Here is a 26,395-nt window from a genome sequence, read left to right as displayed (position 1 = left end):
TACTACTTCAAGGACTTCTGGAACGCGGACACGGGCATGCTGGCGGCGTTGCACGTGCTGGCGGCGCTGGGTGGCCAGGACGGTCCGTTGTCGGCCCTGGTGGCCTCCTACGACCGGTATGCGGGTTCGGGTGAGATCAACTCGACGGTCGACGACCAGGGGGCCCGTCTGGCGGCGGTGAAGGCCGCCTACGCGGGCGGCGAGGGCGTCACGGTGGACGAGCTCGACGGTCTGACGGTGACGGGCGGGGACTGGTGGTTCAACGTCCGCGCCTCCAACACCGAACCCCTGCTGCGGCTGAACGTCGAGGCCCGCGACGAGGCGACCCTGGCGAAGGTCCGCGACGAGGTCCTGGCCCTCATCCGCGGCTGATTTCAGCCCCGCCGGCGTTTGAGGCGCGGGTCCGGGCGGAGCCCGGTGCCCGGCGGAGCCAGGGTCCCAGACGGCGGACCCCGGCCACGGCGCCGCACCGGCTCACGCGGACCGGCGCCCCCCGACCCGCGCAAACTCCCGCCGCCCGGCCACCGGCACAGGCACGGGCGCAGCCCGGTACGCGTACGCCGCCGACATCAACGTCATGTGGTGGTGCCACCCGGGAAACGACCGCCCCTCGAAGTCGAGCAGGCCGAACTCGTCCGCCAGCGCGCCGAGCGTCACGGTCGAGCGGGCCGACTGCCGCGCCAGGTGCAGCAGGTCGTCCATCCGGTGCCGGCTCATGTTGGTCAGCCAGACCGGCCCGCCCCGCTGCCCGGGCCCGGAACGCCGTTCGCCGAACAGGCGGTAGGTCTGGTGGGTCCCCGGGGCCTCCGTTTCCCCGCCCGGTACGCGGACCAGCGCCGAGTGGATGCGCAGCCGCTGCGGGCGCGCGCCGGGTCGGGTGAGCAGCGCGGTGTACGGGTGGCTGGTGTTCCCCAAGCGGGCCAGGTCGCCCGCCGTGGACTCGCGCCCGGGCGTACGGGCCGGCTCGCCGCCGTGGACCGTACCGGCGGGGCTGACGCCGAGGGTCGGTGGGACGGACACGAGGAAGTCGTGGCCGCGGCGGCCGAGCAGGCCGATCACCGCGGCCGCGTTGCCGAGGCGGCTGATGTCGGCGACCACGGGGACGCGCGCCGCGGAGGTACGGGCGGCGACCCCGTCGGCGAGCTCGACCACGAGGGACTCCGGGCTCTGGTGCACCACCTCGGGGGAGATGCGGGCCCGCCGGCGCAGGATGGGGTCCGCCGTCCAGGTCTCGGGGAGCACCAGCCGCCAGTCGACCGGCACGCTCATGCCGTCCAGGGACAGGAACAGCCCGAATCCGAACTGGCAGTTGACCATGCGTCCGGCCGCCGGATCGAAGCGGCGGTGCACGCCGACCGAGTGCTCACCGCGTTTGGGGAAGCAGACCTGCCCGATCGTCCAGGCGCGCACCGTGTGCCGTTCCTCCGCCCAGCGGAGCAGTTCGGCGCGGGCCGGCTGCCAGTCCCAGGGGCTCGCGTTGATGAACTGCTGCAGGGACTGGGAGGCGGTGGGCGAGTCGGTGACGGACGCGGCGAGCCGGCGTACGGACTTCTTGCCCGGGGTGGTGAGCAGTCCTTGCAGGTAGACCCGCGCCCAGCGGCGCTGGTCGGCGCGCGGTAAGTGGCCGAAGAGGCGTTCCGTGAACGCGTCGAGTGCCGTGTCACCGGCAACCAGGGCTCGGGTCCTCGTCTGTGCCGTCATCTGTCTCCCCCTCCACGGTGGACGCCGGCGTGCGTCGTCGATGAAGTAAGAATACAGAACGTTCGTTTTTTTTCTAGCGAACGTATGGCGTCCTGGGCACGACTTCGGCACGTTGGTGATCCGGGGTCGTCGGCGCCGGCGGCGGTGCGGCCACGGAGGCTCCGGACGGCATCGGGACACGGGCCGGGCAGGGGCGCTTCTTCGTCAAGTCGGCGTTGTGCGCGGTCGGCACCGGGGTGACGCTGGAGGTCGCCCGTCTCCGCCGAGGACGCACGGGCGAGTCAGGAACGACCCGGATGGCAGTGATAGTGCAGTGGTAAAGCAAGAGCGAGCCGTGCGCACCCGTAATCATCTGATCTCGGTGGCCGCCGCTGAATTCGACCGCAACGGATATGACGGGACATCGCTTTCCCGGCTGAGCCGCTCCGCCGACATTTCGATCGGAGCAGTCACCTTTCATTTCGCGGCGAAGGGTGAGCTGGCCTCGGCGGTCGAGAATGCCGGCTGGAGCGCCACCCGCAGAGTGGTCGAGGGCGTGACCGCCCGTGGGGGCCCGGCGCTGGACACCCTCTCGGCGCTCGTCCTCGCCCTGGGCCGGCTCGTCGAGACGGACGTGGCCGTACGCGCCGCCGCGCGGCTGACCCAGGAGCGCGCGGGCGCCGGCCCCGAGTGGTGCTGCTGTTGGCTCCCCGAGGTCAGGGACTTGTTGGAGCAGGCAGCCGCGCAGGGGCAGCTGGACCCCGAGATCGACCCGCGCCCGGTCGCCGTGCTGACGGCGCATCTGGTGGGGGGTGTCCTCGCGCGGGCCCGCCGCGCCCGCACCGGGCGCCCCGGCGAGGTCACCGGCGAGCTCGGGGAACTGTGGTGGCTCGTCCGGCGGAGCATCGCGGCAGCGCCTGCGGAGAGGTCCGCGGAGGGGCCGGAAGATCGGGCGTCGGAGGGGCCGGCCGGTTCCGAAATGCCCAAGTAGGCGGAAGCCTCAGGAATTTATGGCTGATGCGCGGCGATGCGGTCTAGCGTCACCGGTATGAATTCCACACCCTCTCAGATAACCAAGGCAGTGATCCCCGCCGCGGGGCTCGGTACGCGATTCCTGCCGCTGACCAAGGCCACCCCGAAGGAAATGCTTCCGGTGGTCGACAAGCCGGCCATCCAGTACGTGGTGGAAGAGGCGGTCGCGGCGGGGATGTCCGACATCCTCATGGTCACCGGACGCAACAAGCGGCCCCTCGAGGACCACTTCGACCGCAACTACGAGCTGGAGGAAGCCCTCCAGCGCCGGGGCGATCAGGACAAACTCAACAGCGTCTGCGCCTCCACCGAGCTCGCCGACATCCACTACGTGCGCCAGCGCGACCCCAAGGGGCTCGGACACGCCGTTCTGTGCGCAGCCCCGCACGTCGGCCAGGAGCCGTTCGCGGTCCTCCTGGCCGACGACCTGATCGATCCCCGCGACCCGCTGCTGGCCCGGATGGCCGAGGTGCGCGCCCGGCTCGGCGGCAGCGTCGTGGCCCTCATGGAGGTGGATCCGGACGCGATCCACCAGTACGGCTGCGCCGCGGTGGAGCCGTCGGCCGGCGATGACGGCGTACGCATCACCGAGCTGGTGGAGAAGCCGGAGCCGGGCACCGCGCCCAGCAACCTCGCGATCATCGGCCGCTACCTCCTCGACCCCGAGATCTTCGAGGTCCTGCGGGGTACGAGCCCCGGACGCGGCGGCGAGATCCAACTCACGGACGCCCTGCGCACCCTGGTGCGGGCCGGTCGCCCCGTGCACGGGGTCGTCTTCTCCGGTCGGCGCTACGACACCGGGGACCGGGCCGAATACCTGCGCGCCACGGTCCGGCTCGCCTGTGAGCGCGCGGACCTGGGCCCGGAGTTCCTGTCCTGGCTACGGGAGTTCGTGGCGTCGGAGCAGCTCACGGCGGTGTGAACACCACCCGGTGGGCGACCGGGGATCTTCCGCGGTCGCCCACCCCGCCGGACCGACACCTTGCCGACTTGCCCAAATCTCAACGGGGTTCGGCTCCTCGATTGGTTACCGAACGGTAGTTACGTAATTTCTTCCCGGGGCCGACGAACAGCACGGCGCCCGAGGCATCGAGTGCACGAAAGGAGGTGAACTTCATGGGCAAGCCCAACGCGAGGCGCGAGAGGCACGGGAGGAATGCGACGGACACCCCCGACGCCGCGTTCCAGGTGCCGGTCGGCGCACTGCTCGCGGCGGATTCCCCCCGCACCGTCCACGTGAACGAGAGCCACGCACAGGACCTCGCCCATTCCGGGCGGGCGCTGCCGCCGCTGCTCGTGCACCGCCCGACCATGCGGATCATCGACGGGACGCACCGGTTGCGGGCCGCCGTGCTCCGCGGGCAGCACACGGTGGGAGTGACGTACTTCGACGGCAGCGCCGAGGACGCCTTCGTCCTCTCGGTCGAGGCCAACATCAGTCACGGGCTCCCGCTGACGCACGCGGAGCGGACCGCCGCGGCGTTACGGATCCTGCGGACCCACCCGGACTGGTCCGATCGCGGGATCGCGCAGCGGACCGGGCTGGCGGCCAAGACCGTCGGGTCACTGCGCCGCCGTGCGGGGCCCGAGCCCGCGCCGCCCGGCCGCATCGGCCAGGACGGCCGCGTGCGGCCGGCCGATCCGGTCCGCGGCCGGGAGGCCGCGGCCCGGCTGCTCGCCGGCCGTCCCACGGCTTCCCTGCGGCAGATCGCACGGGAGGCGGGCATCGCGCCCTCGACCGTACGGGACGTACGGCGCCGGATCGGCGAGGGAGCGGATCCCGTGCCGGCCGTCCAGCGACGCTCGGGCTCGGGCAACACCCCGGGCGCGACACGGCTGCCGGACCGGGGCGGGGGGCAGTCACTGCCCTCGCTGGTCACCGGCCTCTGCAAGGACCCCCTGCTCAGGTTGAGCGAGGCGGGAAGGCTGCTGCTGCGCATGCTCGATCTCCAGGTGAGCGGCTTGCGCCAGTGGGAGCGGATCGTCGCCGCGGTACCCCCGTACCGCGCCGAGACCGCCGCCGCCGCGGCCGCCCAGTGCGCGCGCGGCTGGCAGGAGCTGTCCGAAGAACTACGGCGCCGGGCCTCGGCGCAGACCCCTGCCTGAGCCGGCTTCCCCGGCCAGTGCCGGCCCTCCGAGGTGAGGGCCTCCGTTGTGATGGAAAGGACGTATGGCGATGTCGGTTGTCGAGGGTGCGCGTGTTGATGCGGGTGCGGGGGGTGGTGTTGGGGGTCCGGTCCGTTTGGACGGGCGTCTGCGGTTGGTGTTGGTGGTGCTGCTGGTGGCGCAGTTCATGCTGGCGGTTGATTTCTCGATTTTGAACGTGGCTTTGCCGGTGATCGGTGACGGGCTTGGTTTCTCGTTGTCGAACCTGCAGTGGATCGCGACGTCGTTCGCGTTGTGCGCGGCGGGTTTCACCCTGTTGTTCGGCCGGGTCGCGGATCTGTTCGGGCGTCGCAGGTTGTTCCTGGTGGGTCTGGCGGTCCTCGGTCTGTCGTCGTTGGCGGGTGGTCTGGCGAACAGTCCGGAGATGCTGTTGGTGGCCCGTGTGTTCCAGGGTCTGGCGACGGCTGCGGTGACGCCGGCGGGTCTGTCGCTTCTGACGACGTCGTTTCCTGAGGGGCCGTTGCGGCAGAAGGCGCTGGGTTTGAACGGGGCGTTGATGTCGGCTGGTTTCACGACGGGCGCGATCCTGGGTGGTGTTCTGACGGATCTGTTGTCGTGGCGGTGGGCGTTCTTCATCAATGTGCCGGTGGCGCTGGCGGTGTTGTTCATCGCTCCTGCGGTGATCAAGGAGTCGCGTCCGTCGGTGCGTCCGAAGCTGGATCTGCCGGGTGCGACGGCGGTGACGCTGGGTCTGCTGGCGGTGATCTACGGGTTGACGCAGGCGGGTGAGCACGGTTGGGGTTCGGGTTCGGCTCTGGGCTGGCTGGCGGCGGGTGTGGTGCTGCTGGTGGTGTTCTATGCGATCGAGTCGAGGAGTGCGGCGCCTTTGGTTCCGGTGTCGGTGCTGAAGCGGAAGAAGGTGGCGTGGGGCAATATCGCGGGTCTGATCGCGTTCTTGACGGAGACCAGTCTGGTGTTCCTGATGACGCTCTACCTGCAGGAAGTGCTCGACTTCTCGCCGCTGACGGCGGGTCTGTCGTTCGGTGTGCTGGGTATCGGGACGGTGATCGGGGGTTCGATCGCTCCTCGGGTGATCGGTGCGACGTCGACGCGTGCCACGTTGATCGTCGGTGGTGTGCTGCAGGCGGTGGCGACGCTGAGTCTCGTCGCTTTGGGTGAGACGTCGTCGTCGATGTGGCTGTTGCTCGTGGCGACGTTCGCGGGTGGTGTGGGCAACATGCTGGTGATCGTCGGGTTCATGGTGACCGCGACGACGGGTCTGCCGGATCACGAGCAGGGCATGGCCACGGGTTTGGCGACGATGACGCAGCAGATCGGTATCACGATGGGTACGCCGATCATGTCGGCGATCGCCGCGGCGAACACCGACATTCATGCGGGCATCACCACGGCGGTGATCGTGAACACGGCGATCGTGGTCCTCGGGACCCTCACCACCGCCCTCTTCCTCCGCAACAAGGCGGCGAAGGACCTCACTTCCGCCTGAGCCCCGCAGCTCAGGGTTCCCCCCAGGAGGCGGCTCCGGCACGCCCACCCCCGCCGTGCCGGGGCCGCCTCCCCTTCCTCCTCAAGGTCTCCTCTTCCCAAGGAACGTGATGGACCTCCGTATCGAAGACCGCGTGTACCTCGTCACCGGCGCGTCGTCCGGGATCGGCGCGGCGACCGTCCGGCTGCTGGCCGCCGAGGGCGCCGTCGTCGTCGGTGTCGCCCGCAAGCCGTGGGACACCGAAGCCCTCGGCGACCGCGTCAGCACCGTCGCCGCCGACCTCACCGACCCCACCGCGGCCCGCCAGGTGGCCGACACCGTGATCGAGCGCCACGGCCGGCTCGACGGCCTCGTCAACAACGTGGGCGCGCTGGAATCCCGTACCGGCTTCCTCGACGTGACCGACGAGCAGTGGGCGAGCACCTTCGACGTCAACTTCCACTCCGCCGTCCGCATGACCCGCGCGGCCCTGCCCGCGCTCCTGGAGACGGGAGCGGGCTCCCTCGTGCACATCGCCAGCGAGGCCGCCCGCTTCCCCGACCCGGGCATCGTCGACTACGCCGCCTCCAAGACCGCGCTGCTGTCCGTGTCGAAGTCCCTGGCCGCGGAGTTCGGCGTACGCGGGGTGCGCTCCAACGTGGTCTCGCCGGGGCCCACCCGGACGGCGCTCTTCGACGCGCCCGGCGGCTTCGCCGAACAGCTCGGGGAGCGGTTCGGCCTCCCCGCCGACGAAGCCGTCCAGCACTTCATCCGCGTGGTGCGCGCGCTGCCGAGCGGCCGCATCGGCACGCCCGAGGACGTCGCGGGCGTCGTCGCGTACCTGCTGTCACCCCTCGCGACCCAGGTCACCGGCGCCGAGTGGAGCGTCGACGGCGGCGCCCTGCGGCAGATCTGACGCGGGCCGATGCGCGCTTCCCTCCTCGCCCTCGCCATCGGTGCCTTCGGCATCGGGACCACCGAGTTCGTCATCGTCGGCCTGCTCCCGGAGGTCGCCGACGACCTGTCCGTCTCCATCCCCTCCGCCGGCATGCTGGTCACCGGTTACGCCCTCGGCGTGGTGGTCGGTGCACCGCTGATGACCGCGGCCGGTGCCCGCCTGCCGCGCAAGACCATGCTCGTCGTGCTCATGGGCATCTTCATCGCGGGCAACCTGCTCTGCGCCCTCGCCGGCGACTACACCGCCCTCATGGGCGGCCGGCTGATCGCCGCGCTCACGCACGGCGCCTTCTTCGGGATCGGGTCCGTCGTCGCCGCCGACCTGGTGGCCCCCGACCGGAGGGCCAGCGCCATCGCCCTGATGTTCACCGGGCTCACCCTGGCCAATGTGCTCGGCGTCCCCCTGGGCACCTTCCTGGGCCAGGAGTTCGGCTGGCGCTCCACCTTCTGGGCGGTCACCGGCATCGGGATCGTCGGCCTGCTCGGACTCCTCACCCTGGTCCCGGCGCAGCCGGCGCCGGAGCGCGGGGCGCTGCGCGGCGAACTCGCCGTCTTCCGCAAGCCGCAGGTGTGGCTGGCGCTGACGACGACCGTGCTCGGCTTCGGCGGTGTCTTCGCCTCCTTCACCTATCTCGCACCGATGATGACGGAACTGGCCGGCTTCTCCGACGGCGCGGTCGCCTGGCTCCTCGTCCTCTTCGGTGTCGGACTGTGCGTGGGCAACGTGCTCGGCGGCCGGGCCGCCGACCGGGCGCTGATGCCCAGCCTGTACCTCATCCTGGGCGGCCTTTCGCTGGTGCTGGTGGTCTTCACCTTCACCTCACAGGCCGCTGTGCCCGCCGCGATCACCCTGGCCGCCTTCGGGGCGATCGGCTTCGCGACGGTGCCGCCGCTGCAGGCCCGCGTGATGCAGCAGGCCGCCGGAGCCCCGGCGCTCGCCTCCGCGGCGAACATCGCGGCCTTCAACCTGGGCAACGCCCTCGGGGCCTGGCTCGGCGGTCTCGCCGTCGCCCACGGCCTCGGCTGGACCGCGCCGACGTGGATCGGTGCCGGGCTCGCCGCCGCCGGTCTGGGTACCGCGGCGCTCTCCGGCCGGCTCGACCGCAGGACCCGGGGGCCGGGCCCGCTGCCGGCGGCAGGACTCCCCGCGGCACCCCTCTCCGTACAGCAGCACTCCGCCGGTGCCGGGTACGGCACCCACTCCATCGTCGAAGAGAAGTCGAGGTAGACCCACATGAACGGTGTCGATCGCCGGACCATGCTCACTCGCAGCGCCGCCGTCGTCACAGGCGCGGCCGTGGCCGGAGCGCTGGCCGGCCCCGCCGCCGCGGCCACGGCTCCCGCAGCCGCCGGAGCTCCCGGCACGGCCGTCGGAGCCGGATCCGTCGTGCGGCCGGGAGATCCCCGCTACGAGATGCTGACCACTGGCAACAACCAGCGCTTCGTGGCCCGCCCCGACTACATCAAGATGGTCCGCTCCACCGCGGACGCCGAACGCGCCCTGAGAGACGCCGTCCGCGCGGGCAAGCGGGTCTCGGTGCGCAGCGGCGGCCACTGCTTCGCCGACTTCGCCGCCCATCCCGACACCGAGGTCATCATCGACTTCTCGGAGATGACGCACGTCGGGTACGACCCGAAGTTCCGGGCGTTCGTCGTCGAGGCCGGCGCCCGTCTGATCAACGTGTACGAGGCCCTGTACAAGGGCTGGGGCGTCACGATACCCGGCGGCATCTGCTACAGCGTCGGGGCCGGCGGCCACATAGCGGGCGGCGGGTACGGCCTGCTCTCGCGGGCCCACGGCCTGGTCGTCGACCACCTCTACGCCGTGGAGGTCGTGGTCACGGACGGCCGGGGCGGCGTACGGACGGTCGTGGCCACCCGGGAGGAGAGCGATCCGAACCGCGAGCTGTGGTGGGCGCACACCGGCGGGGGCGGCGGCAACTTCGGCCTGGTGACCCGCTACTGGTTCCGCTCCCCGGGAGCCAAGGGCTCCGAACCCTCCGAACAGCTCATCTCCCCGCCGTCGACGGTCCTGGTGAGCGCCGTCGACTTCCCCTGGGAGCAGCTGACGGAGGCGAAGTTCACCCGGCTGCTCAAGAACTTCGGCGCCTGGCACGCCGCGAACAGCGCCCCCGACTCCCCGTACCGCCATCTGTCCAGCCTGTTCAACGTCAGCTCCAAGGCACACGGCAGCGTGGGCATGTTCACCCAGGTCGACGCGACCGTGCCGCACGCGAGAAAACTGCTCGATGACTACCTGGCGGCGATCACGGCCGGCACCGGGGTCACCCCGAAGGCACTGACCCGCGCCACCGGTGAACTGCCCGCCATGCCGCAGTTCGCGGAGCCCAGAACCCTGCCGTGGCTCCAGGCGACCCGGCTGGTCGGCACCAACAACCCGACCATCACCAATCCCACCTCCCGCGGCGCGCACAAGTCCGCCTACATGCGCAAGAACTTCACGGACCATCAGATCGCCGCGCTGTACCGGTACATGAGCCGGCCGGACTTCAAGAACCCGGACACGATGCTGGTGCTGTTCTCCTTCGGCGGTCAGGTCAACGCCGCGGCGCCCGACGCGACGGCCAACGCGCAGCGTTCGTCCATCTTCAAGATGTGCTTCCAGACCTTCTGGCAGGAGGAGAGCGAGGACGAGTTCTATCTGGGCTGGCTGCGCGGCCTGTACGAGGACTTCTTCTCGGCGACCGGCGGCGTGCCCCTGATCGACGACAGCACCGACGGCTGCTACATCAACTACCCCGACCGTGACGTCACCGATCCGCGCCGCAACCGCTCCGGCGTGCCCTGGCAGACGCTCTACTACAAGGACAACTACCCGCGCCTGCAGCAGGTGAAGAGGCGCTACGACCCGTCCGACTTCTTCCGCCACTCCATGTCCATCAAGCCCGCGCGAGGCTGACGCTCCGCGCGTTCCCGCTGGTCACAAGCCCCGTACCCCGGTCTCCGGAGTGCGGGGCTTCCGTCGTTCCCGCGCAGTCGTTCGAGTGGCCTTGGGCGTTCGTTGACTCCCCGGCCCGCTCCGGGAAAGCTGTCTCCTGGCCGGAAGAGGGCAGCTGAAAAGCCCCTCGCAGCGAGATCCGATCCCCTGGCCACCACCCGTCGAACAGGCCCGCGGCACCGCCGCGCCGCGCCCTCCCGCACCTCCTGCACCCTCCCGCGTCATGTCACGGCTCGACTCCCCACGTGTCAGAAAGTAGAGGAAGCCATGCGTTCCGTCGCCGTAGTCCTCGGCACCCGGCCGGAAGCCATCAAGTTCGCGCCGGTCATCCGCGCCCTCCAGGACGACCCGCGCTTCGAGCCCGTCGTGATCTCGACCGGGCAGCACCGCCAGATGCTGGACGAGACCCTCGACGCCTTCGGCCTCACCGCCGACGTCGACCTGAAAGTGATGGCCCCCAAGCAGACCCTCTCCCAGGTCACCTACCGGTCCCTGCGCGGCCTGGAGGACTACTTCGCCACCGCCCCCGCCGACGCCGTCCTCGTCCACGGCGACACCGCCACCACCCTCACCGGCGCCCTGGCCGGATTCCACCAGCGGATCCCCGTCGTCCACGTCGAGGCCGGACTGCGCAGCGGCCGGCTCGGCTCACCCTTCCCCGAGGAGGGCAACAGACGGCTCGTCGCCCAGGTCGCCGCCCTGCACCTGGCCCCCACCCCCGGGAACCTGGCGAACCTGCTGCGCGAGGGCATCGACGCCGGCACGGTCACCGTCACCGGCAACACGGTCATCGACGCCCTGCGCTGGGCCTGCGGCCGCGCCGACAGTTACGGCGACCCGGCCCTGGCCGACCTCGACACCGACCCCAGCCGGATCGTCCTGGCCTCCGCGCACCGCCGCGAGGCATGGCCACACCTGCCGCAGATCGGGCAGGCCCTGGCCCGCATCGCCGACGAACCCGGCGTACGCGTCGTCGTCCCGCTCCACCGCAACCCCGTGGTCCGCGAGGCGCTCCTCCCGCACATCGGCGGCCACCCGCACATCACCGTCGTCGATCCGCTGCCCTACCTCAGCTTCTGCAAGCTGATGGCCCGCGCCGACCTCATCGTCTCCGACAGCAGCGGCAGCCAGGAGGAGGGCCCCGCGCTCGGCAAGCCCACCCTGGTCCTCGGCGACGTCACCGAGCGGTCCGAGGCCATCGTCGCCGGCACCGCCCGCCTCGTCGGAACGGCCACCGAGGGCATCGTCGCCGCCGCCCTGGAGCTCCTGCGCGACCAGACCGCGTACGAGCGGATGGCCAACGCCGCCAACCCGTACGGCGACGGACAGGCCACCGCCCGCACCGTCGCCGCGCTCGCCCACTTCTTCGGCCTGGGGCCCGCCCCCGAGCCCTTCGTCCCCGACAGCGCCGCCGACGAGCTCAGCGTCGAGCTCGCCCGCACGGCCGCCTTCGCCCGCACCTGACCGAGAGGAAGCCCGCATGACCGCCACCCCGTCCGCCATCGAACGCCCGCTGAACTTCAGCACCCCGTACCTGAGGGCCGACCTCGTGCGCGACGCCGTGGACTACACCGTCGAAGGCCGCACCATCGTGGTCAACCCCGGTGTGACCCCCGTGACCATCGTCGAGGAGTTCCGCAAGACCATCCCCCCGCTGTCCTCGACGGTCCTCGCCGACACCCGCATCGAGCGGGCCGAGGCACTGCTCCTGCTGCGCCCCGCAGCGGACGACGCCGACATCAGCGGCATCGTCGAACAGCCCGGCTGGTCGCACCTGGCCGATCTGCTCGCCCCCGGGGAGTTCTCCCCCGAGACCCCGCTGTACCGCAGCCCGCAGGACGACATCAACACCGTCCTGTTCGACCCCGCCCACGTACTGGGCGAGCGCGAGACCGTACAGGACCAGCGGGAGTTCAACGTCCGCGCCAACCTGTGGTTCGCCCCCGCCGGCACCGACTGCTTCATCCACAACCAGCACGACTTCATCGAGGTGCACACCCAGGTCCAGGGCCTGGGCCGGATGCAGCGGTTCCGCAGCGAGGACCAGGCCTCCCTCTACCAGGACGTCCTGATGAGCCCGGGCTACACCACGCCGGACCCCTTCTGCGCCACCGGCCCCCAGTGCACGTACCACTACCCCCGCCACCAGTACCGGGCCGACACCGACTGCATCTGGCTCGCCATCGAATACCACCCGGTGCCCCGCGCCCTGCGCACCCTCCCCTTCCCCCAGCCCTCGTCTCCGCTCGCGACCACCCTGGAGAAGCACTGATGACCACCAACGGCAAGAACAACGAGACCGTCCTGCGCGCCCCGAAGTTCACCGCCGAGGTCGTCGCCGACCAGCTCCGCGACGGCTACTGGCTGGAGGCGCCCGACATCGACGGCGACGGCAGGCCCGACCTGTTCGGCTACGGACTGCGCCTCGGCGAGATCTACTGGTACGCCAACGACGGCGACTGGACCCGCCGGCTCATAGCCGACCGCATCAAGATGCCCGTGGGCGCCGACTTCGCCGACGTCAGCGGCAACGGCCACCCCGACGTCATCGTCTGCTACGACCTCTACGGCCCGATCGGCACGATCCACGACGCCAACACCGAAGGCGGCAAGATCGACTGGCTGGAGAACCCGGGCACCCCCGACAAGGACGAGTCGCGCTGGAAGCGGCACTACGTCGGCCGCGCCACCGGCATGCACCGGCTGCGCGCCGGCCACTTCACCCGCACCGACCGGCTCCAGATCATCGGCCTGCCGATCGTCGCCAAGGAAGACGTCCACGCCGTCCTGCCGGTGGTGCTGTTCACCCAGCCCGACGACGTGCACACGGCCGAGGAATGGCCGATGACCGTCATCGACGACAGCCACTTCCGAATGATCCACGGCGCCGAGAAGAAGCGGGGCCTGATCCCCGGCTCCGACCTCGAATCCCTCCTGCTGGCCTCCGACGAGGGCGTCACCTGGCTCTGGTTCGACGAGGACCGCCAGGAGTGGGTCCGCGAACTCGTCGGCACGGGCGAGCTCACGCAGTTCGAGCAGACCGGTTTCCGCGGCAGCGGCGACCTCAACGCGGGCCGCCTCGGCGACGACCCGATGGCCTACGTCGCCGCCATCGAGCCCTTCCACGGCAACACCGTCGCCGTCTACACCAAGGCCGCCGACGGCGAGGGCTGGAACCGCGTCCTGCTGGACGTCTACGGCGACCCCAACGAGAACGGCGAGGGCCCCGGCCACCAGATCGTCTGCGCCGACTTCGACGGCGACGGTGACGAGGAGTTCCTCGTGGCGCTGCGCGGCCCGTGGCCGTGGCAGGGCGTCATGTACTACAAGGCGATCGACGCCGCGGGCGGCGTCTGGGCCAAGTGGCGCGTCTCCGAGGAGTCCGTCGCCCGCATCGCCACCGCCGACTTCAACGGCGACGGCCGCCTGGACTTCGCCACCATCGCCTACTCCGTCCAGAACTACTACGTGGCCAAGGACGCCAAGCTCATGGTCTACCGCAACCAGATCGAGCAGTAGGCCCCTTCCACGGCCCCTTCCACGGGTCCTTCCGCGGCTCCTTCCGCCCTTCCCGGCAGTCCCGTACGCCCCTTCGCGCCGCCGGGACCGCGCACCGCACGGCGGAGCACGGTCCCGGCCGCCGTCCTCGACGAACCCCACTCCCGAAAGAGCGATTCCTGTGGCCTCCACGACGTCCCCCGACGCCGCGAAGCGGGCGAAGCTGCCCTCACTGACCGGCCTGCGGTTCTTCGCCGCACTCTCCGTCTTCTTCTTCCACTCGTCCCTGACCGACTCCCCGATCCCGCCGAACGCGCCCATCAACCCCTTCGCCGACGCCACCCTCGCGGACGGGTTCTCCACCGCCTTCGGCAAGGCCGGCTACCTGGGAGTCTCCTTCTTCTTCGTCCTCTCGGGCTTCGTCCTCGCCTGGGCCGCCAAGCCCGGCGAGCGCGTCACCGCCTTCCTCCGCCGCCGACTGCTGAAGATCTTCCCCAACCACGTCGTCGTCTTCGCCGCGGCGATGGTCCTCTTCGCCGGGTCGGCCGTCACCGGCGTCGCCGACTGGCTCCCGAACCTCTTCCTCATCCACACCTGGTGGCCGCAGCCCACCGTCAACCTCAGCGTCAACCCGCCCAGTTGGTCCCTCGGCAGCGAACTGCTCTTCTACATGCTCTTCCCGGCGCTCATCGTCCCGATCCGCAAGCTCCGCGGCCGGACGGCCCTGTGGGGCTGGAGCGCCGCGATGATCGCGGGGATGGTCGCCCTCCAGCTGGTGGCCACCTACTTCGTCCCCGACACCCCGAAGTCCACCATCACGCCCATCTCCGGGATGCAGTTCTGGTTCGGCTACCTGCTGCCCGCCGGCCGCCTCTTCGAGTTCGTCCTCGGCATCCTGCTCGCCCGCATCGTCCTCGCGGGCCTGTGGCCGCGCCGCGTGGGCTTCGGCGTCTCCGTCGTCCTCACGGTCCTCGGCTACGCCGCCGCGCTCGTCGCCCCGTTCCAGTACGGGTTCGTCGTCGCGACGATCATCCCCGTCGCCGCGCTCATCGGCGCCACCGCCGGCGCCGACGTGGAGGGGCGCACCACCTTCCTGCGCAGCCGGCCCATGGTCTGGCTCGGCGAGGTCTCCTTCGGCTTCTACCTCGTCCAGGGCGTCACGATCTTCTACCTCCGCTCGCTGCTGGGCGAGAACACCTACAGCGTGCCGGTGGCCCTCCTGGTGATCGCCGGCTTCTTCGCCGCGTCACTGCTCGGCGGCTGGCTCCTCTACCGCTTCGTGGAAATGCCCGCCATGCGCCGCTTCGGCCGCGCCAGGCCCCGTACGCCGTCCGCCCCGCCCCTGGACGTGGCCCCCGACGCGGCTGCGGCCCGTGCGCCTTCCGGTGACCGGACCCCGGTCACCGCGGCCGCCCGGGACTGACCCCGGCCCTACCGCTCCCCGCCCGTGTCGGCCTCCGCCGACGCGGGCTTCGGCGTGCCCCGGCCCGGGGCGCCGGACCCGGCCGTCAGGCTCGACAGCATGCGCAGGGCCGCGTCGGACGGAGAGGACTCCGGGGCGCTGTAGAGCAGCATCCGGTGGTTGGTGCCGTCCGTGAGGTGCAGGTTCTCGAAATCGAGGGTCAGCGGGCCCACGACCGGGTGGTGCAGCGTCTTGGTGCCGACGGTGCAGTCCCGTACGGGGTGCTTCGACCACAGCGAGGCGAAATCGGGGCTCTGCAGCATGAGCGACCCGATGAGCTCGGCGAGCGCGCGGTCCTCCGGATTGCGTCCGGCGACCAGGCGCAGCGCCGCCAGGGCCACCCGGGCCTCGCCCTTCCAGTCCGTGTAGAGCTCCCGGGTGTGCGGGTCGAGGAAGAGCATCCGCGTCAGGTTGGGGCGTACGGCGGGGTCCCCGGGGCTCGCGTAGTCGAGGTGCCCGGCGAGCAGGGCATGGCCGAGCGGATTCCAGGCGAGCACATTGTTGCGGCCGTCCAGGACGACCGCGGGCACCTGCGGCATCGCACCGATCAACCGGCGCGTGGTGTCCCGGGCGTATTCGGGACGGGGCGACTGGGCCCGCTTGGCGCGCGGCGGCCGGGCCAGGTTGAGCAGGTGAGCGTGCTCGTCCGGAGACAGCCGCAGGGCACGGGCCAGGGCGTCGAGGACGCTGTCCGAGGCGTTCGTGCTCTGCCCCTGCTCCAGGTGGGTGTAGTAGGTGATGCTCACGCCGGCCAGCAGGGCGAGCTCCTCGCGCCGCAGCCCGGGTACGCGCCGGCGGGTGCCGTGCGAGGGGAGCCCTACGTCCTCGGGCTGGAGCTGGGCGCGACGGGTGCGGAGGAATTCGCCCAGGGCAGTGGGAGTGTCCATGCGTTCCAGTGTGCCGGGGGAGGGGCGGGAACGCTGCCCGGGAAGGTGGCCCTGGCAGTGCTAGCTTGCCCGGCGCCAGCACAACCAGGGGGCTGGGTAACCCTCTCCGACCCGTCCAGAGTCGATGACGCAACGGCAACGGCTCGTTGCGTGATCGAGAGGAAGTGTCGCGATGTCGGTTGTCGAGGGTGCGCGTGTTGATGCGGGTGCGGGGGGTGGTGTTGGGGGTCCGGTCCGTTTGGACGGGCGTCTGCGGTTGGTGTTGGTGGTGCTGCTGGTGGCGCAGTTCATGCTGGCGGTTGATTTCTCGATTTTGAACGTGGCTTTGCCGGTGATCGGTGACGGGCTTGGTTTCTCGTTGTCGAACCTGCAGTGGATCGCGACGTCGTTCGCGTTGTGCGCGGCGGGTTTCACCCTGTTGTTCGGCCGGGTCGCGGATCTGTTCGGGCGTCGCAGGTTGTTCCTGGTGGGTCTGGCGGTCCTCGGTCTGTCGTCGTTGGCGGGTGGTCTGGCGAACAGTCCGGAGATGCTGTTGGTGGCCCGTGTGTTCCAGGGTCTGGCGACGGCTGCGGTGACGCCGGCGGGTCTGTCGCTTCTGACGACGTCGTTTCCTGAGGGGCCGTTGCGGCAGAAGGCGCTGGGTTTGAACGGGGCGTTGATGTCGGCTGGTTTCACGACGGGCGCGATCCTGGGTGGTGTTCTGACGGATCTGTTGTCGCGGCGGTGGGCGTTCTTCATCAATGTGCCGGTGGCGCTGGCGGTGTTGTTCATCGCTCCTGCGGTGATCAAGGAGTCGCGTCCGTCGGTGCGTCCGAAGCTGGATCTGCCGGGTGCGACGGCGGTGACGCTGGGTCTGCTGGCGGTGATCTACGGGTTGACGCAGGCGGGTGAGCACGGTTGGGGTTCGGGTTCGGCTCTGGGCTGGCTGGCGGCGGGTGTGGTGCTGCTGGTGGTGTTCTATGCGATCGAGTCGAGGAGTGCGGCGCCTTTGGTTCCGGTGTCGGTGCTGAAGCGGAAGACGGTGGCGTGGGGCAATATCGCGGGTCTGATCGCGTTCTTGACGGAGACCAGTCTGGTGTTCCTGATGACGCTCTACCTGCAGGAAGTGCTCGACTTCTCGCCGCTGACGGCGGGTCTGTCGTTCGGTGTGCTGGGTATCGGGACGGTGATCGGGGGTTCGATCGCTCCTCGGGTGATCGGTGCGACGTCGACGCGTGCCACGTTGATCGTCGGTGGTGTGCTGCAGGCGGTGGCGACGCTGAGTCTCGTCGCTTTGGGTGAGACGTCGTCGTCGATGTGGCTGTTGCTCGTGGCGACGTTCGCGGGTGGTGTGGGCAACATGCTGGTGATCGTCGGGTTCATGGTGACCGCGACGACGGGTCTGCCGGATCACGAGCAGGGCATGGCCACGGGTTTGGCGACGATGACGCAGCAGATCGGTATCACGATGGGTACGCCGATCATGTCGGCGATCGCCGCGGCGAACACCGACATTCATGCGGGCATCACCACGGCGGTGATCGTGAACACGGCGATCGTGGTCCTCGGGACCCTCACCACCGCCCTCTTCCTCCGCAACAAGCAGCCCCGCGACGCCAACGGCAACTAAGGCAACTCCGCCTTGTGACAGCCCTGCCGCGGCGGCGAACGTTGGCCCCAGGCACGGAGGGAAGGAAACCCGATGGCAACACCCACCCACTCGGCCGCCGGAAACAGCCGTGTCGCGGTCCGCTGGGAGCAGGCCCGCATCCCCTCCCCGTCCGGCCCGGTCCCCGCCCGGGTGTACCGGCCGGGGCCATCAGCACCGCACGGCTGGCTGGTATGGGCCCACGGCGGCAGCTGGCGCGCCGGATCCGCCCAGGACTGGCACGGCCCGACCGCCGAACTCGCCCGGTCCTCCGGTTACGCCGTCGTGAGCGTCGACTACCGGCTCGCCCCCGAGGTCCGCCACCCGGCCATGGTCGAGGACGTGCTGTCCGCCCTCGCCTGGGTCCGGGAGCGGGCCGGGGCAACCGCTCCCGTCGCCGTCGGCGGAGACAGCGCGGGAGCCACCCTGGCCGCCTGCGCCGCACTCGCCTGCCGCGACCGCGCCCTTCCCCTCGCCGCCCAGGTCCTCGCGTACCCGCCACTGGACCCCGGCTGCACCTCGGCCTCGTACCACCGCTTCCCCGACATGTTCCCCACGGCCTCCTACCTGACGGCGGCCTGGCAGGACTACCGCCAGCCCGGCCGGCCCGTGGCCGCGGACGGCACGCGCCTCTACAGCACCCCCTTCGAGGCGTCCGACCTGCGCGGCGTCGCGAGCGCCGTCATGGCCACCGGCGACCTCGACCCGGTCGGTGACGACGTGCACCACTACGGGCGCCTGCTGCGGGCGGCAGGAGTGGAGGTGGCCCTGCGGGAGTTCCCGCAAACGGGCCACGGAGCCTTCCTCCAGCCCGGCCGCCCCACCGGCGGGCACCCGACGGTGTCCCTGCGCGGCTGGCTGGGCCCGGCCCTGCACCTGCTCGCCACACCGGACGCCACCGGCGCCTGAGGCCAACCGGCCCGTTCCTTCCCTCTCCCCACCTCACCCCCCGTCCACCTGGCAAGGAGCCGACATGACCCCCGACGTGCCCAACCTTGACGCGCTACTGCGGCACTTCGCCGACCTGCGCGACGGCATCCACGGCGGAGCCGTGACCCGCCCCGACAAGGAGGAGCACTTCCGCACCGCCGCCCGCCTCCTGGACCCGTACGCCCGCCAGGCGCTCGGCGAGCTCAACGACGAACTGCTCCTCGGCCAGGGCGTGGTGGACGCGAGCGGCGTGCAACGCGCCGAGGACGGCAGCCTCTTCCACGCCTGGACCCTGTGGTGGGACGAGCAGTCGGCCGCCGACATCCCGCCGGTGACCCTGTACGCGCACTACGGCGCCTCCTTCCACCACCCCCATCTGCGCGGGGCGACGGTCTCCGAATGGCCGCTGAACGTCTTCGACGACGCCCAGGCCGCCGCCGAACTGCCCACGCTGCGTGCCATCGCCGCCGCCGACCTCCACAACCTGGTCTTCGAACGGGACTTCAGGATCGTGCCCGCGACCATGGCGGGTGCCACCGGTGTCCCCGCCCACCAGCACTGAAAGGCCATCCCCCATGACGAACCTGCGACTGTCCGTGCTGGACCAGACACCCGTCGGCGAGGACCACACCCCGGACCAGGCGCTGCGCGCATCCGTGGACCTGGCCCGCGTCGCGGAGGACCTCGGCTACACCCGGTACTGGGTCGCCGAGCACCACGGCTCCCCGGGCTTCGCGAGCAGCGCGCCCGAGATCCTCGCGGGGGCGCTGCTCGCCCGCACCTCGCGGATGCGGATCGGGACGGGCGGCGTGCTGCTGCCCCGCTACGAGCCGGCGAAGGTCGCCGAGGTGTTCGGCGTACTGGCCTCCCTCCACCCGGGGCGGGTCGACCTCGGCATCGGCCGGGCGGGCGGCCCCGCGCGGGACTTCCCGCAACGGCTGGCGGAGCTCCGGGTGCTGCTGGGCGAGGGGGGAGTCGTACCGCACGCACCGGTCCCGCCGCAGATGTGGCTGCTGGGCGCGGGACGAGAGTCGGCCCGGCTGGCGGGCCTGCTGGGGACCGAGTTCGCGTTCGGGCACTTCTTCTCCCCGGCCGGGGGCCGGGAGGCGTTCGAGGACTACCGCGCCGAGTTCGGGGCGGCCACCGGCCGCCGGGCGGGCGGTGCGCTCGCGGTGCGCGTGGTGACCGCGGACAGTGCCGGCCGCGCCGAGGAACTGGCCCAGAGCCTGCTGCTGTGGCGCGCCCGCAAGGACCTCGGTCAGGACGCCCCGCTGCCGTCGTACGAGACCACGCGCCGCCACCGGTGGACGGGCGCCGAGCTGGAGCGGGCCAAGGTGCACCGCACCGCCCTCGTCTCCGGGGCGCCCGAGCAGGTGCACTCCGTAGTGACGGCCCTCGCCGGGACCCACGGGGTGGATGAGCTGGTCGTCAACACCCTGACGGCCGACCCGGCCGACCGGCGGCGTTCGTACGAACTCCTGGCCGAGGCCTTCGCCCTCCCGGCGGCCCGCCCGGAAGCCGCCGTAGGAGCGTCCCTCTCCTAGTGCTGTGGCCGGAAAGGTTTGCCGGGTTGCGGCGTCCGGTGCGGTGGATCGCAAGGCGGAGGGCCGCGGCTCGTACTGGACGTACTTGCGCGGTCCGACAACGCGGCGAGGTGCCGTGCCGGGCGTCGCAACCCGGTGAACCTTGCCGGTCACAGCACTAGGCAGCTTCGCTCTTTGCCGGAGCGTGCGGGCAGAATCTCCCACCATTGCAAGTGACTTCGGAATGGGGAGTACGGAATGCGCGTGTTGCTTTCGGCCTATGATTCGCGCGGGGGCGTCGAGCCGCTGGTGGGTCTCGCGGTGAGGTTGCAGGAGCTCGGCGCGGAGGTGAGGGTGTGCGCGCCGCCGGACGAGGAGTTCGCCAAGCGACTGGCCGGTGTCGGCGTGGAGATGGTGCCGACGGGCCAGTCGGTGCGCGCACTCGTGACCGGGAAGACACCGCCGTCGCCCGGGGGCGTGCCCCGGCGGGCGGCCGATCTGGTCGCGGCGTTCTACGACAACGTCAGCGCGGCCGCCGAGGGGTGCGACGTGCTGGTCGCGACCGGGCTCGTGCCGGCCGTGGCCGGGGTGAAGGCCGTCGCCGAGAAGCTTGACATCCCCTTGTGTACGCGAGTTACCAGCCGGTGAGCCTGCCGTCGCCGCACCATCCGCCGATGCCGCGGCCCGGCCGGCCGCTCCCGGAGGACGTGACCGACAACCGGGAGCTGTGGGACCGCGACATCGAGGACGCCCAGGCGGTGTTCGGCGAGGCGATCAACTCCCACCGGGCGTCGATCGGCCTGCCGCCGGTGGACAACGTCCGCGACCACGTCTTCACCGACCGCCCGTGGCTGGCCGCGGACCCGGTCCTGGCCCCGTGGCAGCGGCCGGCGGACCTCGACGTGGTGCAGACCGGTGCGTGGGTCCTGCCGGACGAACGCCCGCTCCCCGCCGACCTGGTGGCGTTCCTCGACGCCGGCACGCCCCCGGTGTACGTGGGCTTCGGCAGCATTCCGATGCGTGATCCGCAGGGCGTCGCCCGGGCGACCGTCGAGGCGATCCGCGCGCAGGGCTGCCGCGTCGTCCTCTCCCGCGGCTGGGCCGACCTGGCCCTGACCGACGACGCCGACGACTGCTTCGTCGTCGGCGAGGTCAACCACCAGGCACTGTTCCGCCGTACGGCCGCCGTCGTGCACCACGGCGGCGCGGGTACGACGACGACGGCCACCTGGTCCGGCGCGCCCCAGGTGGTGGTCCCCCAGGGCGCGGACCAGCCGTACTTCGCCGCGAGGGTGGCCGAGCTCGGCATCGGCGCGGCGCACGACGGTCCGACCCCGGCCTTCGCGTCCCTCTCGGCCGCGCTCGAGACGGCCCTGGCTCCCGAGACCCGAGCGCGGGCGAGCGCCGTGGCCGCCGCGTTCCACGCCGACGGGGCGATGGTCGCCGCGAAGCTGCTGCTCGACACGGCCGGCTGAGCGCCCGGCCGGCCGCGGGTCACCCGATGTCGAGGACGAAGGTGACCCAGGCCAGCGCCACGGCCACGATCACGAGGGCCACCGCACCGAGCGGGACCCCGATGCGGGCCCCGACCGGCGCGGGTGTCCCGTCCCGCCGCGCCCGCCACAGGTCGGGCAGGCCCCAGACGACCGCGCAGATGCCGAGGGGCAGGACGAGGTAGAGGGGCACGACGCGGATCGGCGGTGGGACGGCCTCCGGCAGGAACGGGCAGCCGACCGCCCCGACCGCGGCGATGCCCAGGAGCAGGGACCCCGTGCCCGTGGACCGCCGTTCTGCCTCGTGGGCCGGTGTGACGGCCTCCTGCGGGGAACTCATGGACAGCAGGCTAGGCGGAGGACGGCCGGGCACACCTGGGGGCGGCTACTCAGACTTCTCTGAGTAGCCTGCCCCCGCCTCCTCAGGACTGGCGCTTCCAGAGAGTCACTTCGGTCAGGTAGACGGGGACGTTGTACTGCGTGCTGGTCGACGGCTCCACGGCGAGGATCTTGACCATGGCCAGGTTGCCCTTGGACGTGACCGTGCACAGCAGGTCGCCCTTGACGATGGCGCTGTCCGCGCCGGAGAGGTCCGAGCCCGGCAGTTTGTCGGGGATCGGGTTGGTGGCCGCCCCGGTCTCGCACTCCTCGGGGGTGGCTCCCTTGCTCTTCCCGAAGGGAGTGCTGCTCTTGACGTCGCTGAAGCCCATCGCCAGCTCGCGGTCCTTCCAGCCGATCTCCCCGAACGGGGCGACCTTGGGGAAGTCCAGGTCGACGTCGTAGACCTTGCCGAACTCCCGGCCCGCCAGGAGCTTCAGCGGCCGGTCCTTGAAGACGGCGGTGTAGGCGGGAGCGGGGGCCGAGGCCCGGGGCGCCGCCGCGGAGCCGCTCGGCTGCGACGCCGGGGCGGCGTCCTTCGGCTGGTCAGCCGACTTCTGCCTGCCGTCGCTCGCCCTCGCCCCGCCGCCGTCCTCCCGCGTGAGGTACCAGGTGCCGCCCGCGACCAGCGCCACCGCCAGGACCCCCGCGCCGACGACCAGAGGCAGCCGGCCGCGGCCCGCGGGCGCGGGGGCGGGGGCGGCCGGGGCGGCGGCGGGCGCGGCGTAGGCGGGGCTCGTGGGGGCGCCGTAGACGGGGTGCTGCGCGGGACCGCCCACCGGCCCCTGCGTCGGCGCGTACGCCGGGTGGGCCGGTCCGGAGGCCTGCGTGGGGGCGTACGCCGGCCGGGCCGGCTCGGGGGCACGGGTCGGCGTGTACGCCGGCTGCGGGGGCGTCCGGGCCGCTTCCTCGCGCCGCGCGATCGACGCGGCGACCGGGGCGGGCAGCCAGTCCGTGAAATCGCGCAGCTCGCGGCCCGCCGACTTCCGGCACCACTCGGCGATCTCGGCGGGCAGGGGCCGCTTCTCGGGATCGGCGGCCAGGCACCGCTCCAGCAGGGGCCGCAGCGCGTCCGGATAGCCGCGCAGGTCCGGCGCCTGCTGCGGGGTGTTGGCGATCGAGGCGGCGATCGAGATGCCCGCGCCGTCGCCGTACGGGTGCCGGCCGGTGGCCACGACGGCGGCGATCAGACCCAGCGCGAAGACGTCGGTGGCCGGGGTGACCTGCTTGCCGAGCGCGTGCTCGGGCGACATGTACTGCGGGGTGCCGATGAACCCGCCGCTGCGGGTCAGCTGGGTGGCGTCGGTGGCCCGCGCGATCCCGAAGTCGATCACCCAGGGGCCGTTCGAACCGAGCAGGACGTTGCTGGGCTTGAGGTCACGGTGCACCACCGACGCGGCGTGTACGGAGTGCAGCGCCTGCGCGGTGCAGCCGAGCAGCTGGAACACGGCGGACAGCGGCAGCGGCCCGTGGGCGGCGAGTGCCTCGTCGAGCGGCAGACCGGGCACGAACGCGGTCGCCAGCCACGGCTGTTCCCCGCTGGTGTCGTGGTCGAGGACCGGCACGATGTGGTAGCCCTGCACCCGGCGGGCCGCCTGCACCTCGTGCTCGAACCGGGCCCGGAAGTCCTGCTCCTGGGCGAACTCGCGCCGGATGACCTTCAGCGCGACCGGCTGGTTCCCCCGGGTCCGGGAGAAGTAGACGGAGCCCATACCGCCTTCGCCGATCTTTGCGAGCAGCCGGTAACCGGCTATCTCCTGCGGATCGTTCGGCCCCAGCGGGCCCAGTACGGCGCGGTCGGCGTTCGGCATTCGTGTCCCCTCGTCGATCAAGAGGGAAGATCGTAACGGGCGTCCGGCCACGGCCCCGCCCGTCCGGCGCCCGCTCCCGCGCTCCGTCCGTCCCGAGTGCGCTCTGGTGGCGCCGCCGGGGCGTCTCCTACCATCGGGACAGGGGTGGGGGAGGGGGGTGCGCGGATGGCGGCGCATGTCGGGCGGCTGGAACGCTTCGTGGCCTGGGTGCTGCGCAATGCCGACGTCGTGGTGGCCCTGCTGGTCGCGATGGCGGTCGGCTTCCTGGACATCTTCGGTGACGTCGTCAGCGACGACGTGGCCTCCGGCGCCACCCTGGTCGTCCTCGGTCTGCTCGCCACCGGCTCGATCGTGGAGCGCGTGCGCCGGCCCGCGAGCATCCAGGAGGCGATGAGCGGGACCCGCCGGGCCCTGGAAGACCTCGCCATGGTGCGCTCGCTCTCGGGCAACGAGGTCGGCGAGGCCCTGCGCAAGGCCCGCCAGCACACCAACCTCTGGTACTTCAAGGGCGGTACGGGCACCTACCTGCGGGCCGTCACCCTGCCGCTGTGCGTGCGCGCGGCGAAGGAACAGCGCTCACAGCTCAACGTGAAGATCGACATCGTGAACCCGGCCGACGAGCGCGCCTGCGCCGCCTACGCCCGCTTCCGCCAGATGTTCGGCGCGCAGCGCCCCGGAGACGACCTGTGGACCACCGACCGGGTCCGCCGGGAGTCGTACGCGACGGTCCTCGCCGCCTGCTGGTACCAGCGGCAGCTGACGACGCTCGAGATCAGCGTGCACCTGTCCGCCGCCGTGCCGACCCTGCGCTTCGACCTGTCCGAGACCTGCCTCGTCATCACCCAGGACGACCAGTCCCGGGTGAACCTGCTCGTGGAACGGGGCCAGCCGCTCTACGACTACTACGTCACCGAGCTGCACCAGAGCCGCGAGCAGGCAACCATGCTCGATCTGCGCGTCGCGTCGCCCCTCGGCCAGGAGCCGACCGTCGACGAGGTGCGCACGCTCTTCGACGACCTGCGGCTTCCGCTGCCGCGCTTCTTCACCGACAGCGACATCGGCAAGATCATCGAGAAGGCGCTGCACGCGGAGGACCCTTACAGGAGGTGATGCGCTGCGGCGCGTGCCATGGACAGCGAGCTGGAAAGGACCCTGGTCACCCTGGAGGAGATCGCCTCCGGTGAGAGGGAGTTGCGTGCCGTTCGCCATCCGCTCGGATTCCTCTGCCTGCCGCTGCTCAGAGAGGGCCGGCGCGGGATCTGCGTCCATCTCTTCGACGCCGGCAACCGGGCCGAGCCGGACGCCTCGCCCATGCACGCCCACAGCTGGGAGCTGCGCAGCCGCGTGCTGTACGGGCGGGTGGCGAACCTGCCCGTACGGACGACCGCGGTGCGCGACGGCGAAGCGGGCGCGACCCACCGCGTCTTCGAGGTGTGGAGCGGGAGCGACGGCGTCGACGAGATCCGCCCCACCCCCCGGGTGGTGCGCAGCGAGCCCGGGCCCGCCCAGGTCAGCTCCGGCGGGCAGACCTACACCCTGGCCGCGGGAGAGTTCCACGCCACCGCCCTGGAGGGCCCCGAACCCGCCGCCACCCTCGTGCACGGGCTCTCGATCCCCGGGCGGGCCGACCTCTCGCTCGGGCCGCTCGACGGCCGCCCGCGCCGCACGACCCGCCGGCTGTGCGACACCGTGCAGACCGTACGCAGCGTCCACACCGTCCTCAGGAGGATCGATGCCGAACAGCGGGCCTGATTTCGACCGCGAGAGGCGGATCGCCGTCGCCGCGGCGGAGGAGGCGGGCGGGCTGCTGCGCAGACGCTTCGGCACGGCGCACTGCGTACGGACGAAAGACGAGTCCGGGGACGTGCAGGTCGACCTCGACCTCGCCGCCGAGAGGCTCGTGCTCGGCCGGATCCGGCGGCACTTCCCGCACGACCGGATCCTGTCCGAGGAGGCGGGACTCCTCGACGCGGCGGGCGAACGCACCTGGTTGGTGGACCCGCTGGACGGCAGCAACAACGTCGCGATCGGGCTCCCCGCGTACGTCGTGGGCATCGGACTGTGCCTGGACGGCGCCCCCGTGATGGGCGTGGTGCACGAGCCGGTCACCGCGCAGACCTGGCACGCGGTCAGGGGCCACGGGGCCCACGGGCCGTCCGGCGCGCTGCCCGGCCCCGCCCCCGAGCTCGCGCGCCCCGGGCCCGTCGTGGCCTGGACCCAGGGGTACGCCGTGCGGCGCGGTGACGCGACGGCGGTGGCGCTGCGGGCCGTGCTCGAACTGCGCTGCCGGCGCGTGCTGCAGCTGTGGGCACCGCTGCTCGGCTGGAGCCTGCTGGCGCGCGGCACGATCGACGCGTTCGTCGGCTACCGGGCCGAGGGCGTCGACCTGCCGACCGGGGCGCTGCTCGCGGCCGAGACGGGGGTGGAGCTGCGCACGCTGTCCGGGGCGCGGTTCCGGCCCGGTTTCGCCGGGGACGACAGCGGGCGCAGCTATGTGGCGGCGCGCGGCGAGACCCTCGCGTACCTGCTGCGGGAGGTGGGCGAGGCGACCCGGCACGTGGCGTGA

General features: G+C 71.6%; 22 protein-coding genes and 2 pseudogenes. 20 read left to right on the top strand and 4 right to left on the bottom strand.

Translation table 11 applies throughout. From position 1 onward, the window contains the following. Positions 1-372 (top strand): annotated as a pseudogene (manB, locus tag ACZ6JT_RS23520) (phosphomannomutase/phosphoglucomutase); the annotation flags it as partial. Positions 373-474: 102 nt separating this feature from the next. On the opposite strand, the gene ACZ6JT_RS23515 reads toward manB, so the two are convergent. After that, the gene (locus tag ACZ6JT_RS23515) at positions 475-1,701 is read right to left on the bottom strand and encodes an IS701 family transposase (RefSeq protein ID WP_469212528.1); all 1,227 of its coding nucleotides are present in this window, start codon (positions 1,699-1,701) and stop codon (positions 475-477) included. Between the two features lie 334 nt (positions 1,702-2,035). Between ACZ6JT_RS23515 and ACZ6JT_RS23510 the strand changes: the two genes are divergently transcribed. The 11 genes from ACZ6JT_RS23510 (at position 2,036) to ACZ6JT_RS23460 (ending at position 15,141) form a co-directional block, all read left to right on the top strand. Beyond that, positions 2,036-2,671, top strand: a complete 636-nt coding sequence (locus ACZ6JT_RS23510; protein ID WP_469212526.1) for a TetR family transcriptional regulator — start codon at positions 2,036-2,038, stop codon at positions 2,669-2,671. A gap of 57 nt (positions 2,672-2,728) precedes the next feature. Beyond that, a complete protein-coding gene (galU, locus tag ACZ6JT_RS23505) occupies positions 2,729-3,634 on the top strand; it encodes a UTP--glucose-1-phosphate uridylyltransferase GalU (protein WP_469212525.1) in 906 nt (301 codons plus the stop codon). Between the two features lie 194 nt (positions 3,635-3,828). After that, complete coding sequence (locus tag ACZ6JT_RS23500) at positions 3,829-4,818, top strand: ParB/RepB/Spo0J family partition protein (RefSeq protein WP_469212523.1); 990 nt, start codon at positions 3,829-3,831, stop codon at positions 4,816-4,818. A gap of 70 nt (positions 4,819-4,888) precedes the next feature. Continuing rightward, on the top strand, positions 4,889-6,325 hold the full coding sequence (locus ACZ6JT_RS23495) for an MFS transporter (RefSeq protein WP_469212522.1): 1,437 nt from the start codon (positions 4,889-4,891) through the stop codon (positions 6,323-6,325). Between the two features lie 109 nt (positions 6,326-6,434). Then, on the top strand, positions 6,435-7,220 hold the full coding sequence (locus tag ACZ6JT_RS23490; RefSeq protein ID WP_469212520.1) for an SDR family NAD(P)-dependent oxidoreductase: 786 nt from the start codon (positions 6,435-6,437) through the stop codon (positions 7,218-7,220). Between the two features lie 9 nt (positions 7,221-7,229). Then, the gene (locus ACZ6JT_RS23485) at positions 7,230-8,489 is read left to right on the top strand and encodes an MFS transporter (RefSeq protein ID WP_469212519.1); all 1,260 of its coding nucleotides are present in this window, start codon (positions 7,230-7,232) and stop codon (positions 8,487-8,489) included. A gap of 6 nt (positions 8,490-8,495) precedes the next feature. After that, entirely contained in the window at positions 8,496-10,181 is a 1,686-nt protein-coding gene (locus ACZ6JT_RS23480; protein ID WP_469212517.1) for an FAD-binding oxidoreductase, read from the top strand. Positions 10,182-10,487: 306 nt separating this feature from the next. Beyond that, entirely contained in the window at positions 10,488-11,684 is a 1,197-nt protein-coding gene (gene wecB / locus ACZ6JT_RS23475; RefSeq protein ID WP_469212515.1) for a non-hydrolyzing UDP-N-acetylglucosamine 2-epimerase, read from the top strand. A gap of 16 nt (positions 11,685-11,700) precedes the next feature. After that, positions 11,701-12,492: a type 2 periplasmic-binding domain-containing protein gene (locus ACZ6JT_RS23470; RefSeq protein ID WP_469212513.1), complete on the top strand. Its 792-nt coding sequence runs from the start codon at positions 11,701-11,703 to the stop codon at positions 12,490-12,492. Next, positions 12,492-13,739, top strand: a complete 1,248-nt coding sequence (locus tag ACZ6JT_RS23465; RefSeq protein WP_469212511.1) for an FG-GAP repeat domain-containing protein — start codon at positions 12,492-12,494, stop codon at positions 13,737-13,739. Before ACZ6JT_RS23470 ends, ACZ6JT_RS23465 begins: the two co-directional genes overlap by 1 nt. A 160-nt stretch (positions 13,740-13,899) precedes the next feature. Continuing rightward, positions 13,900-15,141 carry an acyltransferase family protein gene (locus tag ACZ6JT_RS23460; protein ID WP_469212510.1) on the top strand — a complete coding sequence of 414 codons (1,242 nt, stop codon included), beginning with the start codon at positions 13,900-13,902 and terminating at the stop codon, positions 15,139-15,141. 8 nt (positions 15,142-15,149) lie between these two features. Here ACZ6JT_RS23460 and ACZ6JT_RS23455 read toward each other — a convergent pair whose 3' ends face one another. Next, positions 15,150-16,067 carry a helix-turn-helix domain-containing protein gene (locus ACZ6JT_RS23455; RefSeq protein WP_469212508.1) on the bottom strand — a complete coding sequence of 306 codons (918 nt, stop codon included), beginning with the start codon at positions 16,065-16,067 and terminating at the stop codon, positions 15,150-15,152. Positions 16,068-16,239: 172 nt separating this feature from the next. On the opposite strand from ACZ6JT_RS23455, the gene ACZ6JT_RS23450 reads away from it, so the two are divergent. From ACZ6JT_RS23450 to ACZ6JT_RS23430, 5 genes and pseudogenes are all read left to right on the top strand, one after another. Then, positions 16,240-17,676: an MFS transporter gene (locus ACZ6JT_RS23450; RefSeq protein WP_469212506.1), complete on the top strand. Its 1,437-nt coding sequence runs from the start codon at positions 16,240-16,242 to the stop codon at positions 17,674-17,676. Positions 17,677-17,748: 72 nt separating this feature from the next. Next, on the top strand, positions 17,749-18,603 hold the full coding sequence (locus ACZ6JT_RS23445) for an alpha/beta hydrolase (RefSeq protein WP_469212505.1): 855 nt from the start codon (positions 17,749-17,751) through the stop codon (positions 18,601-18,603). A gap of 64 nt (positions 18,604-18,667) precedes the next feature. Continuing rightward, positions 18,668-19,186 carry a hypothetical protein gene (locus ACZ6JT_RS23440; RefSeq protein ID WP_385813550.1) on the top strand — a complete coding sequence of 173 codons (519 nt, stop codon included), beginning with the start codon at positions 18,668-18,670 and terminating at the stop codon, positions 19,184-19,186. Between the two features lie 13 nt (positions 19,187-19,199). Then, entirely contained in the window at positions 19,200-20,168 is a 969-nt protein-coding gene (locus tag ACZ6JT_RS23435; protein ID WP_469212502.1) for an LLM class flavin-dependent oxidoreductase, read from the top strand. A gap of 237 nt (positions 20,169-20,405) precedes the next feature. Then, positions 20,406-21,622, top strand: a pseudogene (locus ACZ6JT_RS23430) (glycosyltransferase). Positions 21,623-21,641: 19 nt separating this feature from the next. On the opposite strand, the gene ACZ6JT_RS23425 reads toward ACZ6JT_RS23430, so the two are convergent. Beyond that, positions 21,642-21,980, bottom strand: a complete 339-nt coding sequence (locus tag ACZ6JT_RS23425) for a hypothetical protein (protein ID WP_469212501.1) — start codon at positions 21,978-21,980, stop codon at positions 21,642-21,644. Between the two features lie 82 nt (positions 21,981-22,062). After that, positions 22,063-23,829: a serine/threonine-protein kinase gene (locus tag ACZ6JT_RS23420; RefSeq protein ID WP_469212499.1), complete on the bottom strand. Its 1,767-nt coding sequence runs from the start codon at positions 23,827-23,829 to the stop codon at positions 22,063-22,065. A 165-nt stretch (positions 23,830-23,994) separates the two neighbouring features. Between ACZ6JT_RS23420 and ACZ6JT_RS23415 the strand changes: the two genes are divergently transcribed. Genes ACZ6JT_RS23415 through ACZ6JT_RS23405 form a run of 3 tightly spaced genes read left to right on the top strand, consistent with a single transcriptional unit; the run spans position 23,995 to position 26,395 of the window. Further along, the gene (locus tag ACZ6JT_RS23415; protein WP_469212497.1) at positions 23,995-24,939 is read left to right on the top strand and encodes a hypothetical protein; all 945 of its coding nucleotides are present in this window, start codon (positions 23,995-23,997) and stop codon (positions 24,937-24,939) included. Between the two features lie 18 nt (positions 24,940-24,957). Then, positions 24,958-25,581, top strand: coding sequence for a hypothetical protein (locus ACZ6JT_RS23410; RefSeq protein ID WP_469212496.1), 624 nt, complete (start codon positions 24,958-24,960; stop codon positions 25,579-25,581). Next, on the top strand, positions 25,562-26,395 hold the full coding sequence (locus ACZ6JT_RS23405) for an inositol monophosphatase family protein (RefSeq protein ID WP_469212494.1): 834 nt from the start codon (positions 25,562-25,564) through the stop codon (positions 26,393-26,395). Before ACZ6JT_RS23410 ends, ACZ6JT_RS23405 begins: the two co-directional genes overlap by 20 nt.

It is taken from the genome of Streptomyces sp. NPDC046308 (assembly GCF_055588065.1).
The sequence above is the reverse complement of the archived record's forward strand: the minus strand, read 5'-3'. Positions and strand labels throughout refer to the sequence as shown.